General features: G+C 35.3%; 18 protein-coding genes. 7 read left to right on the forward strand and 11 right to left on the reverse strand.

The annotated features are described in order from the left end of the window. The first annotated feature begins 65 nt into the window (after positions 1-65). Positions 66-503, forward strand: coding sequence for an Hsp20/alpha crystallin family protein (locus D2K40_RS11595; RefSeq protein ID WP_117156107.1), 438 nt, complete (start codon positions 66-68; stop codon positions 501-503). Positions 504-651: 148 nt separating this feature from the next. On the opposite strand, the gene D2K40_RS11600 is transcribed toward D2K40_RS11595, so the two are convergent. From D2K40_RS11600 to D2K40_RS11620, 5 genes are all read right to left on the reverse strand, one after another. Next, a complete protein-coding gene (locus tag D2K40_RS11600) occupies positions 652-1,071 on the reverse strand; it encodes a VOC family protein (RefSeq protein WP_117156109.1) in 420 nt (139 codons plus the stop codon). A 290-nt stretch (positions 1,072-1,361) separates the two neighbouring features. Then, positions 1,362-2,159: a phosphonate ABC transporter, permease protein PhnE gene (phnE, locus tag D2K40_RS11605; protein ID WP_117156111.1), complete on the reverse strand. Its 798-nt coding sequence runs from the start codon at positions 2,157-2,159 to the stop codon at positions 1,362-1,364. Beyond that, positions 2,159-2,956 carry a phosphonate ABC transporter, permease protein PhnE gene (gene phnE / locus D2K40_RS11610; RefSeq protein WP_117156113.1) on the reverse strand — a complete coding sequence of 266 codons (798 nt, stop codon included), beginning with the start codon at positions 2,954-2,956 and terminating at the stop codon, positions 2,159-2,161. The genes phnE (D2K40_RS11605) and phnE (D2K40_RS11610) overlap by 1 nt, the downstream gene beginning before the upstream one ends. Further along, entirely contained in the window at positions 2,949-3,725 is a 777-nt protein-coding gene (gene phnC, locus D2K40_RS11615) for a phosphonate ABC transporter ATP-binding protein (protein ID WP_117156115.1), read from the reverse strand. The genes phnE (D2K40_RS11610) and phnC overlap by 8 nt, the downstream gene beginning before the upstream one ends. A 147-nt stretch (positions 3,726-3,872) precedes the next feature. Beyond that, positions 3,873-4,748: a phosphate/phosphite/phosphonate ABC transporter substrate-binding protein gene (locus D2K40_RS11620; protein WP_117156116.1), complete on the reverse strand. Its 876-nt coding sequence runs from the start codon at positions 4,746-4,748 to the stop codon at positions 3,873-3,875. 436 nt (positions 4,749-5,184) lie between these two features. Between D2K40_RS11620 and D2K40_RS11625 the strand changes: the two genes are divergently transcribed. Beyond that, entirely contained in the window at positions 5,185-6,756 is a 1,572-nt protein-coding gene (locus D2K40_RS11625) for a bifunctional metallophosphatase/5'-nucleotidase (RefSeq protein ID WP_117156118.1), read from the forward strand. A 215-nt stretch (positions 6,757-6,971) separates the two neighbouring features. Here D2K40_RS11625 and D2K40_RS11630 read toward each other — a convergent pair whose 3' ends face one another. The 6 genes from D2K40_RS11630 to D2K40_RS11655 all read right to left on the reverse strand — a co-directional run bounded on the left by D2K40_RS11630 (position 6,972) and on the right by D2K40_RS11655 (position 10,604). After that, the gene (locus tag D2K40_RS11630; RefSeq protein ID WP_117156180.1) at positions 6,972-7,586 is read right to left on the reverse strand and encodes a DUF421 domain-containing protein; all 615 of its coding nucleotides are present in this window, start codon (positions 7,584-7,586) and stop codon (positions 6,972-6,974) included. 122 nt (positions 7,587-7,708) lie between these two features. Next, positions 7,709-8,569 (reverse strand): DUF421 domain-containing protein, encoded by an 861-nt coding sequence (locus D2K40_RS11635; protein ID WP_117156120.1) that lies wholly within the window; start codon positions 8,567-8,569, stop codon positions 7,709-7,711. A gap of 27 nt (positions 8,570-8,596) precedes the next feature. Then, entirely contained in the window at positions 8,597-8,803 is a 207-nt protein-coding gene (locus D2K40_RS11640) for a DUF1657 domain-containing protein (protein WP_117156122.1), read from the reverse strand. A gap of 30 nt (positions 8,804-8,833) precedes the next feature. Next, complete coding sequence (spoVAD, locus tag D2K40_RS11645) at positions 8,834-9,844, reverse strand: stage V sporulation protein AD (protein WP_117156124.1); 1,011 nt, start codon at positions 9,842-9,844, stop codon at positions 8,834-8,836. Then, complete coding sequence (spoVAC, locus tag D2K40_RS11650; RefSeq protein WP_117156126.1) at positions 9,844-10,323, reverse strand: stage V sporulation protein AC; 480 nt, start codon at positions 10,321-10,323, stop codon at positions 9,844-9,846. Before spoVAC ends, spoVAD begins: the two co-directional genes overlap by 1 nt. Before the next feature lie 77 nt (positions 10,324-10,400). After that, on the reverse strand, positions 10,401-10,604 hold the full coding sequence (locus tag D2K40_RS11655; RefSeq protein ID WP_117156128.1) for a DUF1657 domain-containing protein: 204 nt from the start codon (positions 10,602-10,604) through the stop codon (positions 10,401-10,403). Positions 10,605-10,815: 211 nt separating this feature from the next. Here D2K40_RS11655 and D2K40_RS11660 point away from each other — a divergent pair, with 211 nt between their 5' ends. The 5 genes from D2K40_RS11660 to D2K40_RS11680 all read left to right on the forward strand — a co-directional run bounded on the left by D2K40_RS11660 (position 10,816) and on the right by D2K40_RS11680 (position 15,569). Further along, complete coding sequence (locus D2K40_RS11660; RefSeq protein ID WP_162879202.1) at positions 10,816-11,457, forward strand: pentapeptide repeat-containing protein; 642 nt, start codon at positions 10,816-10,818, stop codon at positions 11,455-11,457. Between the two features lie 153 nt (positions 11,458-11,610). Beyond that, a complete protein-coding gene (locus D2K40_RS11665; RefSeq protein ID WP_117156132.1) occupies positions 11,611-12,336 on the forward strand; it encodes a GntR family transcriptional regulator in 726 nt (241 codons plus the stop codon). 506 nt (positions 12,337-12,842) lie between these two features. After that, complete coding sequence (locus D2K40_RS11670) at positions 12,843-14,039, forward strand: NupC/NupG family nucleoside CNT transporter (protein ID WP_117156134.1); 1,197 nt, start codon at positions 12,843-12,845, stop codon at positions 14,037-14,039. A 20-nt stretch (positions 14,040-14,059) separates the two neighbouring features. Then, positions 14,060-15,364 carry a pyrimidine-nucleoside phosphorylase gene (locus tag D2K40_RS11675; RefSeq protein WP_117156136.1) on the forward strand — a complete coding sequence of 435 codons (1,305 nt, stop codon included), beginning with the start codon at positions 14,060-14,062 and terminating at the stop codon, positions 15,362-15,364. 40 nt (positions 15,365-15,404) lie between these two features. After that, entirely contained in the window at positions 15,405-15,569 is a 165-nt protein-coding gene (locus D2K40_RS11680; RefSeq protein WP_117156138.1) for a XapX domain-containing protein, read from the forward strand. Positions 15,570-15,595: the final 26 nt, after the last annotated feature.

A 15,595-nucleotide genomic window follows, 5' to 3' on the forward strand; every position in this document is an offset into this window, starting at 1 on the left:
TTAACTCATTTACAATTTGGTAAAAAGATTAATGTAAAAGGAATTCTTATTTGGAGGTGGTTTTCATGGCAAATCTATTTCCAAGCAAACGCGACTTTACCGGTTGGTTACCAGATGTCTTTAATAACAATCGTAATGGAGATTCCTTATTTGGACAAAAATTTGGTCTACAAATGCCTAAGGTAGATGTGAAAGATAAGGGTGATCATTACGAAATTGATGCAGATCTACCTGGATTTACTAAAAATGATGTTGTTGTCGAGTACCAGGATAACTACTTGACTATTCAAGGCAAAAAAGAAGATTCTTTTGAAGATAAAGATGATGATAACTATGTACGTCGTGAACGTTCCTATGGGTCATTCCAGCGTAGCTTTTACGTCGGAAATATCGATGAACAAGACATCAATGGTAACTTTGAAAATGGTTTGCTGAAGTTAGACGTACCTAAATCAAAAGATGAACTTGAGGGTTCTTCAGGTTATCGAATTAACTTAAAATAATAAGGAAAACGGGGCAGAAGTGCGATGCTTCTGTCCTTTTAGTTTTTAAAAAATGGAAAGTGTGAGTACTGTAATTATCGTTATTAGGTAGTGCCACTTCCCGATTTATGTTGAATTCATTCGACAAAATACGGGAAGTGACAGGCACCTACAAACAATGAGGATAGTCGCAATATTCAATAATGGTTCCTTCCGTATCAGCGGGGTTTAAGTAGATTAAGCGCCGACCATGTTTGTTAGTACGTAATGTATCTGCTAACACACGAACTCCTCTAGCTTTTAATTCGACTAGTGCATCATCTAAATCATCTACTTTGTAAGCTATATGATGAACACCTTTTCCCTTTTGTTTAATGAACTTGGCGATAGGAGATGTTGTGTTATTTGTAGGTGCTAGCAATTCTGTTCGAGCACCATTCACTTCCATGATAGCAATCTCACTTTCCACACCAACTGCGTCACTTTTATAGCGATCAATTAGTTCTGCTCCTAAGATATTTTTATAAAAAGAAATACTATCGTCTATATTTCTAACTGCAACACCAATATGATCTAGATTTTTTTTCATGATGGTCTCCTTAAACTTAATTTTGCTTCATTATAACATAGAATAACAGCGTCTTTTTCATAACATTTTGGTGAAAATATAGAAGGAACTATAGGGGGGGATCTTTCTGTACTATTTAAATGCTTATCAATTACATGGAATATCTGAATACATTGTGTCACACACTTGATTTGATTAACCACTGCACAATTTTTACCCATTAAATTGTGTGTTTACCCATGTAATGGTAATACAAGGAATTAATAGCGCAAAATAACTACTCCAAAGAAGAGAGTAGTTATTTTAAAATTTTATACAAGACGTCGGCGTACATAACCTGAGATTTGATCGATAATTGTTACTGTAATAATGATAATCAGTAAGATCATACCAACTTCATCCCAGTTACGATTTGAGTATGCAAATTTGATTAATGTACCGATACCACCAGCACCTACGATACCAAGGACAGAAGACGCACGAACATCAATTTCGAATCGATAAATTGCATATGATAAGAATTCAGGAAGTACTTGTGGCATAATGCCGTAAAAGAGTATTTGTAATTTATTTGCACCACTTGCTTCCATGGCTTCAATAATGTTCATGTCAATTCCTTCAATTACTTCAGAATATAACTTTCCTAGCATTCCTGTTGAACCTATTGCAATTGCAAGTACACCGGCAAAAGGATTTGGTCCAACAGCGGCAACGAAAATGATTGCAAGAATGATTTCTGGGAATGCACGTACTGCTCCAAGGATCCACATACCTATCGTGTTTAAGAATTTATTACGGACCATGTTAGTGGCACACAAGAATGCAAGTGGCACTGCAATGATTGCAGCTGCCAAAGATCCAGTATAAGCAATGAAGATCGTCTCTATCATTTTTATTAAAATAGTCCCAGTTTCCTCAAAGGCAGGATCAAAAAACTTTGGGATAATGCGACCAAAGTTATCTATGGTTCGCTGACTGAAGATTTTACCCCAATCAATGTTTATACTAGTAATTGTCCAAACGTAAAGGGCAATCACTGCTATTGTAATGATTAATCTTTTAACTACTTTAGCAGTGCTCTTGGGTTTAGGTGGAATTCGATTGCTCATTATACTAGCCCCTCCCTTAATTTACCGCTGATCCAGTCAATTACTACAACCACTGCAAAAATTACGAGTACTGTAGTTAATACGGCTTGGTAGTCCATAAAGTTAATTCTTTGGTTAATTAACTGACCAATACCACCTGCACCAACTAATCCTAATACAACAGATGCTCGAATATTTATCTCAAACACATATAGACTAAAAGAAATAAACTGAGGTAATACTTGTGGCACAACGGCGAACCAAATTGTTTGAAGCGAGTTACCTCCTGAAGCCTTAATTGCTTCGGAAGGGTTCATATCAATAGCCTCAATAATTTCACTCATCAGTTTCACCAAAATACCAATTGCAAATATAATCAAAGCAATAATACCTGAAAATGCACCAATACCGAATAATGCAACAAAAACAACTGCAAGTATGATATCTGGAATTGTCCGAATGATGTTAAGGAGCATTCGCATAAAATTATAAATCCATTTATTTGTAGTTATGTTACTCGCCGCTAATAAACTAAAAGGGATACTTATGATCACCGCAACAGTTGTAGCGATAACAGCCATGTGAATGGTTTCAAATAGCTTCGGATAAATAATGCTGATGTAACTCCAATCCGGTGGAAAGAAACGTTCTACTAGATCTGTAACGTTGCTAATTTTTAGAAAGAAATTAATGATAAATGATTCAGTTGTAATTGAAGTAACTAAATAGAACCCTAGAACAACAATGAAAGATAATGATAATGTGCGTTTCGTCTTGGCAGGATAGAGACTATTGGGTATGAAATCTGGTTTATTCATCTTCCTCGCCTCCCCGCATATCTTCCTCGCGGATCGCACGACCATAGATTTCTTCAAATGTTTGTTCTGTTACTTCTGAGGCAGGGCCATCATATACAACTTTACCATCTCTCATACCGATAATACGATCTGCATATTCCATCGCCATATCAATAAAGTGCAGGTTAACAATCGTTGTGATCTTATCTTCTTGGTTAATCTGCTTTAAATATTTCATGACCTGATGGGATGTTGGAGGATCCAAACTTGCAACTGGCTCATCTGCTAAAATAACTTTAGGTTTTTGGGTCAAAACGCGAGCGATACTAACACGTTGCTGTTGTCCACCACTTAATTCGTCTGCACGGTTGTATAGTTTATCTGCAATATTTACACGCTTTAAGTTTGTGTAAGCTAGCTCCATATCTTCTTTAGGGAAGATATTAAAGATACTTTTTAATGTACCTGTATAACCTAGACGACCAGCTATTACGTTTTTTAATACTGTCGAGCGTTTTACAAGATTATAGTTTTGAAAAATCATTCCAATTTTTTTGCGTAGTTCTCGAAGGGATCTACCATTATGATGCAGTATGTCCTCTCCGTCTACTATCAATTCACCTTCTGTTGGTGTGACAAGTCTGTTAATACTTCTAATAAATGTAGATTTTCCTGCGCCAGATAAACCAACAATTACAACAAATTCACCTTCGTTAATTTTAATATTAATATTTTTAAGTCCTTTTGTCCCATTAGGATACGTCATTGACAAATTTTTGAATTCAATCATATTTTACCTCCATATTAACTATGATGTAGTCTGCGAAGTTGCTATCTATAAAAGATTAATATTAATTCATATGGTAAAACAGGAGAGAAGCTAGCTTCTCCCCTGTACAACTATCCTATGTTCTTCATATTTATTTTCTTGATTCTATTAATCTAGAGAAATTGATTCCCCGAATTTATTGAATGTATTACGTACAATATCGTATTCACTATCTTCAGCTTCGATGATTCCAGTCCAATTATATACCTCGTCCATAACTTCGATCATTTCATCATCGTCATTAAAGCTTAAAAATACATCTTTGATTTCTTGGACAAGTTCATCATCTAATTCTTTTGTTACAGAGATTGTATCATTTGGAATTTTATCGGAATAACCTAAGATTTTTGTTTCATCCATAATTTCTGGATAATCTTCTGTAAGACCGGTTCTTACGTCATCAAAAGTTGTTGCAACATCAGCTTCACCTTGTAGTACAGCTATCGCAGATTGATCATGACCGCCAGTTTGAACAGAATTACCAAAGAATTCAGTTTCTGGATCTTCAACACCAAACTCATCCATGATTTGTGCAGCTGGGAATAGATAGCCACTAGTTGAAGTAGCATCTCCATATGCCCAAGTCTTTCCTTCTAAATCAGCTAATGTTTCAATTCCTGAGTCAGCACCTACAATATACTGCGCAACATAGGTACCACTACCATAACGTTCAGATTTCAGAATTACTTCCACACCATGCTCTTGACTAGCTAATACATATCCAAATGCAGGGATAAAACCAATTTGAACTTCATTTGTTCCCATTGCTTCAACAAGTGCAGTGTAGTTAGTCATTACTCTTCCTTCTACTTCTCTACCAAGTTCTTCAGATAGTTTTTCTTCCAATGGTTCAATTGTGTCTGCAATTTCATCAGAATCTTGAGATGGTACAAATCCCATTACTAGTGTGTCGTCATTTCCACATCCAGTGATAAAAAGTACGGTAATTGATGCGAAAATAATTGATAAAAGCTTTTTCTTCATTTGATTGTTATCCCCCTTAGGTTTTGTTTTCTTAAATAACAATTCTTATTATGCATCATTTAACGAACTATGGCTAGTGTATTTACAAAAATTTAATGATTTTTCTTCATAAAACATTATATTTTTATAATTTAAGTTGTAAATGTTCGTGTTTTATAACTTTTATAAAAATGGAAATGCACTAGCATGCTTAGTTGGAACACCCTTAGTATATCAATTGCATGAAAAGGGAGTGTGAAGAGAAGATTAAGATTATGTAAAAATTCCCTTAGAACAATAAGGATACGAGACTGAAATTGAATAACTTCATAGATAAGGTTTTGTTGGCTTGTGATATCGATTAGAATTATACTATAAGTAAAAGAACAAGCTTTTTAAAATGTGTTTTAATCCTGAAAGATAAAGAAGGTGTAGTAAAGTAATAGGGGGTAAAGCAATGGTAAATAAGAAAAAACTATGTTTATTAGTGACAAGTGATGTACACGGATATGTGTACCCAACCAATTATAGTGATCGGCAGGAACGTCATCTCGGATTAGCAAAGATCGCTACGCTTGTGAAAGAAAAAAGAAAGACTTCGAATGTGATTCTATTGGATAATGGTGACCTTATTCAAGGTAGTCCTCTGACATTTCACCATGCTAAATACCAAAAAGATACACCGAATCCATTAATAAAAGTTGCCAATCATATGGGCTACATAGCATCTGTTTTGGGGAATCATGAGTTTAATTACGGTTTGGATTATTTACAACAAGTAGTTGAGCAGTCTGATTTTCCATGGCTATCCTCTACTGTGTTAAACAAAAAAGATCATAATCCTGCTTTTGGAAGGCCGTATCTGATTAAGAAGATAGACGGAATAAAGGTAGCGATTTTAGGTGTTACAACCCATTACATACCAAACTGGGAAGACCCTAAGAATATAAAAGGATTAGCTTTTGAAGATGCATTTGAGACGACAAAAAAATGGGTTAAATACATAAAAAAAGAAGAGAGGCCTGATGTTTTAATTGTATCTTATCATGGTGGATTTGAACGAGATTTGGAGACAGGTGAGCCAACTGAAGTATTAACAGGAGAAAATCAAGGATATCAAATGTGTAAGGAGATCAAGGGGATAGATATTCTTATAACAGGTCATCAACATCGTTCCATAGCAGATAAACTGAATGGTGTTACCGTTTTGCAACCAAGCAATAACGGCCAAGTATTAGGAGAAGTTGAAGTAGATTTTGAGTTAGTAGATGGTCAATGGACGTACACGAATAGTGATGCATTACTTCATCAAATTACTGAAGGAGTAGAAGCAAATAAAGAGGTGCTTCACTTAATTGATGAATACGAGCAAGATACACAAACTTGGTTGGATCAGCCGATTGGTGAAGTTGATGGAGATATGATAATAGATGACCCTTTTCACGTTCGATTAAAAGAACACCCGTTTATCGAATTTATTAATAAAGTACAAATGGATATTGCGAAGGTGTCGATTTCAAATACGTCATTATTTAATGATGCTTCACCGGGTTTTGGTTCTAGCATAACGATGAGAGATATTGTATCTAACTACATCTATCCAAATACATTAAAAGTCATTCAGGTATCTGGTAAGGATATCCGAGAAGCTCTGGAAAAGTCGGCAACTTACTTCATGTTGAGTGATCAAGGACAAATTACCGTAAATCCTGCGTTTGTCAAACCAAAACCTCAACATTATAACTATGATATGTGGGAAGGGATCGAATACGAACTTAACATTTCTCAGCCAATTGGAGCACGTGTAACGAAGCTGAACTACAAAGGTAAACCAATCGATGAAGCGGCTTTGTTTGATGTGGTGATGAACAATTATCGTGCAGGTGGTGGAGGTAACTTTCATATGTACCAAGGGAAAAAAGTGGTTCAAGACATCCCGACAGATATGACAGAGTTAATTGCCAATTACATTTTAGATAGGAAGAAAATAAAAGCAACCTGTAACAACAATTGGCAAGTAGTGAAATAATAAAATAAAAGAAAAAATAAACCCTCCTCAAGAAAGTGATTACTAATCACTTTCTTGAGGAGGGTTTTTGTTGCAAGGATAGTGCCTGTCATCCATCAGTAAAACCAATAAGTAATTGATCATAGGATCTACCATTTCTGCTAAATCAGCATTAGGTATTCAACTCCAACCTGATGGAATAAAAATTGCAGTAATACCCCAAAATTATAAATTGTTTAGATTCCGTTTCCTTTTCCTGTATCAATTACAAGAGAATAATCTGTATCTCGAACGTAAGCATAAAATATAGTGTTTAATTTTGTGAAACCAGCAGATTTAATTTGGTTTAACAGCCATTGCTTATCTTTATGTATTAACTTTAAATTTTTATGCTGAATCTCTCCTTCAATTACTACAGCAATAGGAAGGCCTTGATATTGTCGTTCGTAACCTAACATCTCAGGTGTTACAGGCATCAGTTCTTCTTTAGGCATCACACTAATGTCTCCGTTAGGCTCAAGTATGGCATATTGAATATCACTTATATCTGCATAACCTTTGCTTCTAATACTTGATAATAATTCTGCAAGAGAAAATCGGCTCTTTGTTAGGTTAGGTTTGATTAGTTTTCCGTGTTTAATCATGATAGTGGGTTCACCTATGACAAATCGATTAAGTCGATTATAAAGGCTTAATTTTGAGAGTGTTATATGTACAGTAATGATCACCAGAATACCTATAAATGAATAGCTCATCCCTTTTACTTCTATCGATTTCATAGCGATGGTTACAATAAAAAAGATAGCTGTTAAGTCATGTGGTGTAAATTGGGCTAATGCCGTCTTCCCCATAAACCGAACAACTACAATTGTTACCATGAACAATAAAATTAAGATACTTATAAATGAAAGTATATGATCACCTCTAATTTGTCGTCATTTAGGGTAGTTTTTTTATTAATTTTTAAATCCTCTTAACTTCTTAACAGAGGAGTCACCTTATCAATTGCTTTTTCAAGCTTCTTACTGTTCTCACTAAACATTTTTTTAGCCTCTTCACCATTTGTGGAAAGGGCAAAAAGCTCTAAATCAGCCTGGCATTTTTTCATGGTAGCTAATAGTAAAGGTTTTTCTGAAGGCTCTGGAATTTTAATTTGATCATCAAAAAGGTCAACAGCTAATTGACCATAGGAATCTACTTCGCCAAAAAAAACATTTTCAATGGTTACTCCTAATTTTTCCAACTCTGTTTTTAACCAATTCCGGTTTAATCCAATTGTTGCTAATGGTTCATCTAAAATTTCACCATCCATGATAACAATCTGGGGCTCTTTAGTGGGAGGTACGTTAACACCTAAATCTTTAGCTGTTAATGGTTGGTTCTCTTTCTTTAATAGAACATTTAAATCGCCTGATGATTCTAAAATGGCAAACTCCACGTCGGAAACTTGAAATACATCTTTTGCTCGAAGTAATTCCATCATTTCATCAATAGTATATCTCTCTTTTTTTAGATTTTCTTCCATTATCTTTCCGTTTTTTATGAAAACTGTTCCTTTTCCTTCAACAACATCGCGGACAGCTTTGCTTTTTAAGGAAAGCAAACCAATTATAAAAGGGGTACCTCCAAAGATTAGAACACCGATGAGTCCATGATAAATATTGTTTTCAAGACCCATAGTTACTTCGCCAGCAATGCTACCAATGGTAATACCACTGACATATTCAAAGAAGGAAAGCTGAGAGATTTGTTTTTTACCCACCAATTTAGTAATAAAGAAGAGAGTTAACAGAAATATCAAAGATCTTACAACAACATCTAACCATTCAGGCATAATAGTATTTCCTTTCTCCTGTAAAGTCTAAAACCCTTTGTATTGCTCTTCTTCAAGTTCCAGCTTGCCTACTCTTTTTTTTAAGTCCTCTATGATTTCAGACATAGTTGTCATTGTTTCAGTAAAAATTGCTTTCATTTCCTCATCTTCTGCATGTTCTTTCAATCTTGCCAAGCCACTCTCTGCTGATTTTACACTTGAGAGACATTGTTTTACATCAGAAGCCACTGTCATTTAAAAATCACCTCTTTAATTTTGGTGTTGTTATACATCCTCGTTTTCAATGGAAACTGCATGTGCAATACATGGAATCGTTTCATTTTGTTGAACAGTTAACGGAGATAATAAAGCACCTGTTGCAACAACTAACATACGTTTAATTTCACCTTTTTTCATCCTGTTTAATAGGTGACCGTAAGTTACAACGGCAGAACACCCTGTACCACTCGCGCCTGCAAAGACAGGCTGTTTTTCTCTGTATATCATAAGACCACAATCTTGATACTTCTTTTCATCGATTGCCACCCCATGTTTTTTCAGTAAATCAAAAGATACTTCTCTTCCTATGTGTCCTAAATCACCCGTTGCAATTAAATCGTAATAAGAAGGATCAATACCTCGTTCTTTTAAATGTGTTTCAATTGTATCTACAGCAGCAGGTGCCATTGCTCCACCCATATTAAACGGATCACTTAAGCCCATGTTAACCACTCTGCCAAGTGTTGCAGAGGTAATAGAAGGGCCTTTTCCATGATCACTCACAATAGCTACACCAGCTCCAGTTACTGTCCATTGAGCGGTAGGTGGTTTTTGTCCACCGTACTCAGTAGGATATCTAAATTGTTTTTCAACGGCTGAATTATGACTGGATGCCCCAGTTAATATATAATTAGCACCTTTTGTGTTAACAATGTAGGCTGCTAAAGCAAGTCCCTCCATTGATGTAGAACATGCTCCAAATAAACCGAAATAAGGGGCACCTAAAGTTTCTGCAGCGAAACTTGTCGGTGTAATTTGGTTGATCAAATCACCAGCTAAGAATAACTGTATTTTTTCTTTTTCCAGATCACCTTTGTTTATTGCTTTTTCACATGCTTCTTCAAGCATCACTCTATGGGCTTTTTCATAAGAATCTTGTTTTAACCACAAATCAGAATGAAGATAGTCAAAATCGTCAGCTAGCATACCTTCTGCTTCAAAAGGTCCACCGACTGTACCAGTAGAAATAATTTTAGGTTTTTGGTCAAAAATCCATGTTCGGTGTCCTTTTAACATTAAAAGCCACCCCACTGAATAATGATTGTTTTAATGATTGCTATAACAAATGCTGAAAATGTACCGAATAAAATGACTGATCCAGCTAATTTAAACATGTTGCCACCAACGCCTAGTACTAAACCTTCTGATCGGTGTTCAATGGCTGCTGAAATCACAGCATTTCCAAATCCAGTAATCGGAACTGCTGAGCCAGCTCCACCAAATTGCGCTATCCGATCATATACACCAAACCCTGTAAGAAGCATGGAAATAAAGATCATTGTCGCTACAGTAGGGTTGCTTGCTGTTTGTTCAGTAAAATCAAAGTTGTAGATATAGAACAATGAGATTGCCTGACCAATCATACAAATTATTCCACCGGTTATAAATGCTTTAACGCAATTTTTAAGTATAGGTCTTTTTGTTTCTCGATCCATTTCAAATGTTTGGTATTCTTGTTGAACAGGTGTCAAATTCTTTTTTTTGTTATTCGCCATGGGAATGGACCTCGCTTTCATTATGTCTTAATAGATTTAAAAGGGTTGGACATTATCCAACCCTATATAAAACAATTTCATTCTTTATATTGTGGTTCTTCTGCTTCAATCTCTTGAACGCGTGGAGAAACACTGTCTACTAATTGTTGTACTTGTTGAGCGGCATTTTGATACATTTGTTTTGCTTGTTGATTTTCAGCTGCTAAAGAAAATCCTTCAAAGCTGGCTTGAGCACTTTTTAAGTTGGCCATTGTTGTTTTCAGGTCACTTGCTACAGTCATAATGATCGCTCCTAGTAAGTTTGTGATACACGTTATAGAATAACTCAAATAATCGTTATTATTCATAAGGGAAAATCATTATATTTTTTGGGGAATCATAGGAATTCGAGTCGAAAAATAAATATTTCAATGCTATAATAGTAAAAAATTAGAACATGTTATTTAAGAAATTCGTTATAAACTACTCATATAAAGAATAGAAGGGGATAAATTGAACGATAAAATAACGAAACCAAAAGTGCTAGGTGAGTTAAGAAACGCAACATTTTGGGACGTGTATGATGAAACCGATCCTTATATAAAAAATGTGATTATCCAAGATTGTTCAATAGACCCCGTAACAGCTGAGTCAGTAGAATTTATAGAGGTTATTTTTAGAAATGTCCGATTTGAGCAAACGGGGTTTTCTAAAATGTTTTTGCGAGATGTTATATTTGAGAAGTGTGACTTATCTAACGTGCAATTTGAGGAAGCAACACTGCAACGCGTTGTATTTGATAATTGCCAGATGACGGGTATTAACCTTTCTGAGGGACGCTTTACAAATGTTTCATTTTATCAATGCAATCTTCAATTCGCTATGTTAGGTTATAGTAAGCAAAAGTTGGTAGCATATCAAGATTGTCTATTAAAGCAAACGGATATCTATGAAAACCTACTGAATAAGGTGAAATTTGAAACCTGTGATATGAATGGAATAAACTTTTCGCATACTGCATTAAATGGGATTGATCTTAGTAGTTCTTTTTTTGATCATATAACAGTTGGTACAAACAACTTAAAAGGTTGCATAGTTAACCAAGAACAAGCAAAGACACTTTCACTTTTGTTAGGTTTAGTTGTGAAAGACTAATGGATAGTATCAACACCACAGAGGCTAGTCTCTCTTAGAGGTCTTAAATACATAATGAATACATGCTATAATCATTATAGACGATAGTGGATTTTTATTTAATATTCATTGAAAGCGCAGACAAAAAAGTTATTATATATAGGGGGAAACCAGATGGACTACAATTACCAAACACCGCGTTATCTTCATGTCATTGAACAGATAAAAACAAAAATAAATGAAGGGGAATTAGAGCCAGGTGAACGCTTACCTTCAGAGACAGAATTTGCTAAAGTCTTACATGTATCCCGTAATACATTACGAGAGGCACTGCGTATTCTCGAAGAAGAGAATGTGATCATCCGAAAGCATGGGATAGGGACATTTGTTAATAAAAAACCAGTTTTTTCTGGTGGGATTGAAGAGTTATTTAGTATTACCGATATGATAAAAAGAGAAGGTAAGACACCAGGGACAGATGTACTGTTTACTGGTTATGTTGATCCACACAGTGATGATATTACAGAGTTGCTGTTGGATAAAACAGAAAAGGTCTATCTTGTGAAAAGAGTTCGTACAGCAGATCAGGAACCATTAGTTTATTGTATAGATAAAATTCCTGCCAATTTACTAAGTGAAGGCTATGAATTACATGGTGAGTCAATGCTAACATCTCTACATGAAGATGCTAGTATTACGATAAGTTATGCAAAAGCAGATATTAAAACGATCGGATATCATAAAGAAATTTCAGAAATATTGAAGTGTGATTCAGACATACCTTTATTAATTCTTAAACAAGTTCACTATGACTTAGCTGATAACCCAGTGCTATATTCACTTAATTTCTTTAGATCTGATCAGGTAAGCTTTAATGTATTTAGAAAGCGGATTTTTTAAATGTTTTATACAAATCTGAACTTGATAACTAATTGGTCTGCTAATGACAAGTTGGTGTCAGGTTTTTTTGTGTTTTGTTTACTATTCTAAATGCGGACTTGATATAAAATGCGCAATAACTAATAAGTTCTGTGGGCCTTAATCAGTCTTTTATTATGAAAATAACGCAACTGTGATCCCTTTTATTTAGTTAGGCAGATTGGCGGTTCCTCATTCCGCTATCCAATATTACTTGCTTCCTTAGCGAGTATGTCTAAGACTTTATTACGCATTGTATATAAATTGTGTCATAAGCAACAATCTTTTAGAAAGCAATAAAAGGAAAAGTAAAATAACGGTTGACTTGTTGGACGTCTAACCTATACAATATATTTATAGTACCTGTAAAGGGTTACATTAAGTTTTAGTTGTTGGACGTCCTATCACATAAAGACAAATATGAATAGTTCTCCAATACTTGATCATATTAAAAAAAGCTATATAAAAATAGAAAGAGAGTGACAGCGATGAATTTTTTGTGGGGGATTTTCGGTATACTTGTAGTATTGTCAATTGCATTTCTTTTTTCAACTAAAAAGAAAGCGATTAATTTAAGGACTATTCTTGGTGGTTTATCCATTCAGATTTTCTTTGCCTTTATTGTTTTGAAATGGGAAACAGGTAGGGAAGGTTTAAAATGGTTCACATTACGTGTGCAAGACGTAATAGATTATGCAAATGAAGGAATTGGCTTTTTGTTTGGCTCATTAGCTAATAGTGATGAATTCGGTACTATTTTTGCATTTCATATTTTACCAATTATTATTTTCTTTTCAGCACTGATTTCCGTATTATATTACTTAGGGATTATGCAGTGGTTTATTAAAATTGTTGGTGGTGGTTTAGCAAAGTTATTAGGTACAAGTAAATCAGAATCAATGTCAGCGGCGGCAAATATTTTTGTTGGTCAAACTGAGGCGCCTCTTGTAGTACGACCTTTCATTGCTAAAATGACAAACTCAGAGTTATTTGCAGTTATGACTGGTGGACTTGCTTCTGTTGCTGGTTCAGTATTGATTGGTTATTCTTTGTTGGGTGTACCATTAGAGTATCTGTTAGCTGCTAGTTTCATGGCTGCGCCAGCAGGTCTAATAATGGCCAAAATCATGATTCCAGAAACAGAAAAATCAGAGACAACAGATAAAATTGAATTAGAGAAAGATTCAGATACAGTAAACGTTATAGATGCAGCAGCAAAAGGTGCTTCAGATGGTTTAAGCCTTGCCTTAAATGTAGGGGCAATGTTATTAGCATTTATCGCATTAATTGCATTAATTAATGGGATCCTTGGTATTTTCGGAGGGATCACATTACAAGATATTCTTGGGTATATCTTCTCACCACTAGCATTTGCAATTGGTGTACCATGGTCAGAGGCAGTTACAGCAGGAAGTTTTATTGGGCAGAAAATTGTCCTAAATGAATTTGTTGCCTATGCAGATTTTGCTTTAGAAATGGATTCCTTATCAGCTAAAACAAATCTAATTGTTAGTTTTGCGTTATGTGGTTTTGCAAACCTTAGTTCTATGGCTATATTATTAGGTGGATTAGGTAGCTTAGCTCCAAATAGAAGAAAAGATATTGCAAGGTTGGGTATAAGAGCTGTAGCGGCAGGTGTTCTAGCTTCATTACTAAGTGCAGCAGTTGCAGGGATGTTCTTCTAAAATAGAAAGGATGATGAATGATGAGAATGGTTGATATTATTGCCAAAAAAAGAGATGGTCAAGCGTTGACAAAAGAGGAGATTGATTTTGTAATTGCAGGGTACACAAATGATGAGGTTCCAGATTATCAGATGTCTGCATTATCAATGGCACTTTACTTTCAAGGTATGACAACGGAAGAAAGAGTTAATTTAACAATGGCGATGGTTGAATCAGGTGACCAGATTGATTTATCTGATATTGAGGGGATTAAAGTAGATAAACATAGTACTGGTGGTGTTGGCGATACAACTACACTTATCCTGGCGCCACTCGTAGCGGCTCTTGATGTTCCGGTAGCCAAAATGTCAGGTCGTGGTTTAGGACATACAGGTGGAACAATTGATAAACTTGAATCAATTGAAGGTTTTCAAGTCGAATTAGACGGGGAAACATTTAATGAGTTAGTAAATAAAAATAAAATAGCAGTTGTAGGTCAAAGTGGGAATTTAACTCCTGCGGATAAGAAACTTTATAGTTTACGTGATGTGACAGCAACGGTCAATTCGATTCCACTTATTGCAAGTTCCATTATGAGTAAAAAAATCGCATCTGGTGCAGACGCAATCGTCTTAGACGTTAAGACTGGTTCAGGTGCATTTATGAAAGATATGGATGATGCGAAAGAATTAGCAGAAGCAATGGTTCGGATTGGTAATGGAGCAGGTCGGAATACAATTGCGGTTATCTCGGATATGAATCAGCCACTTGGTTTTGCTATCGGTAATGCATTAGAGGTGAAGGAAGCAATTGACACACTAAGAGGTAATGGTCCTGAAGATTTACATGAATTATGCTTAACACTCGGAAGTCAAATGGTTTATCTAGCGGGTAAAGCAGATTCCATTGAAGATGCTCGCGCTAAATTAGAAGATGCAATCAGTTCAGGTCGAGCAATTGAGAAATTCAAAACATTTATCGCATCACAAGGCGGGGATGCATCTGTTGTTGATGAACCAAATAAATTACCTACTGCAGCTTACAAATATGAAGTGAAAGCAAAAGAAACTGGCTATATTTCAGAGATTATCGCAGATGAAATTGGGATTGCTGCTAGTATGTTAGGTGCAGGGCGTATTACAAAGGAATCAGAAATAGACTTAGCTGTCGGCTTAGTTTTACAGAAAAAAGTTGGAGACAAAGTACAAAAAGGTGATACCCTTGTTGTGATTCATAGTAATCAGGAAGCAGTAGATGAGGTAGAAGTGAAAATCCAAGAATCTTACAGCATTTCTACAGAAATAGTTGAGCCGAAACAATTGGTTTATGGAGTAATTGATAAATAAAATTTCAGGTAGTTTAAAATGTAATAATAGGAGAGACATGATGAAGGAAATAATATTAGCTTTAGTAGCAGGTATAGCCGTAGGTGTTGTATTTAAATTTTTAAGATTACCATTACCAGCTCCACCAGTATTAGCAGGAGTTATTGGTATTGCAGGTGTATACCTCGGTGGAATGATAGCGGATCAAATAAAAACATTATTTTAGAATAGAAATCAATTGGTGAGAGAAAG

Origin of the sequence: Paraliobacillus quinghaiensis, from assembly GCF_003426025.1 — a bacterium.
GTDB lineage: Bacteria > Bacillota > Bacilli > Bacillales > Amphibacillaceae > Paraliobacillus_A > Paraliobacillus_A quinghaiensis.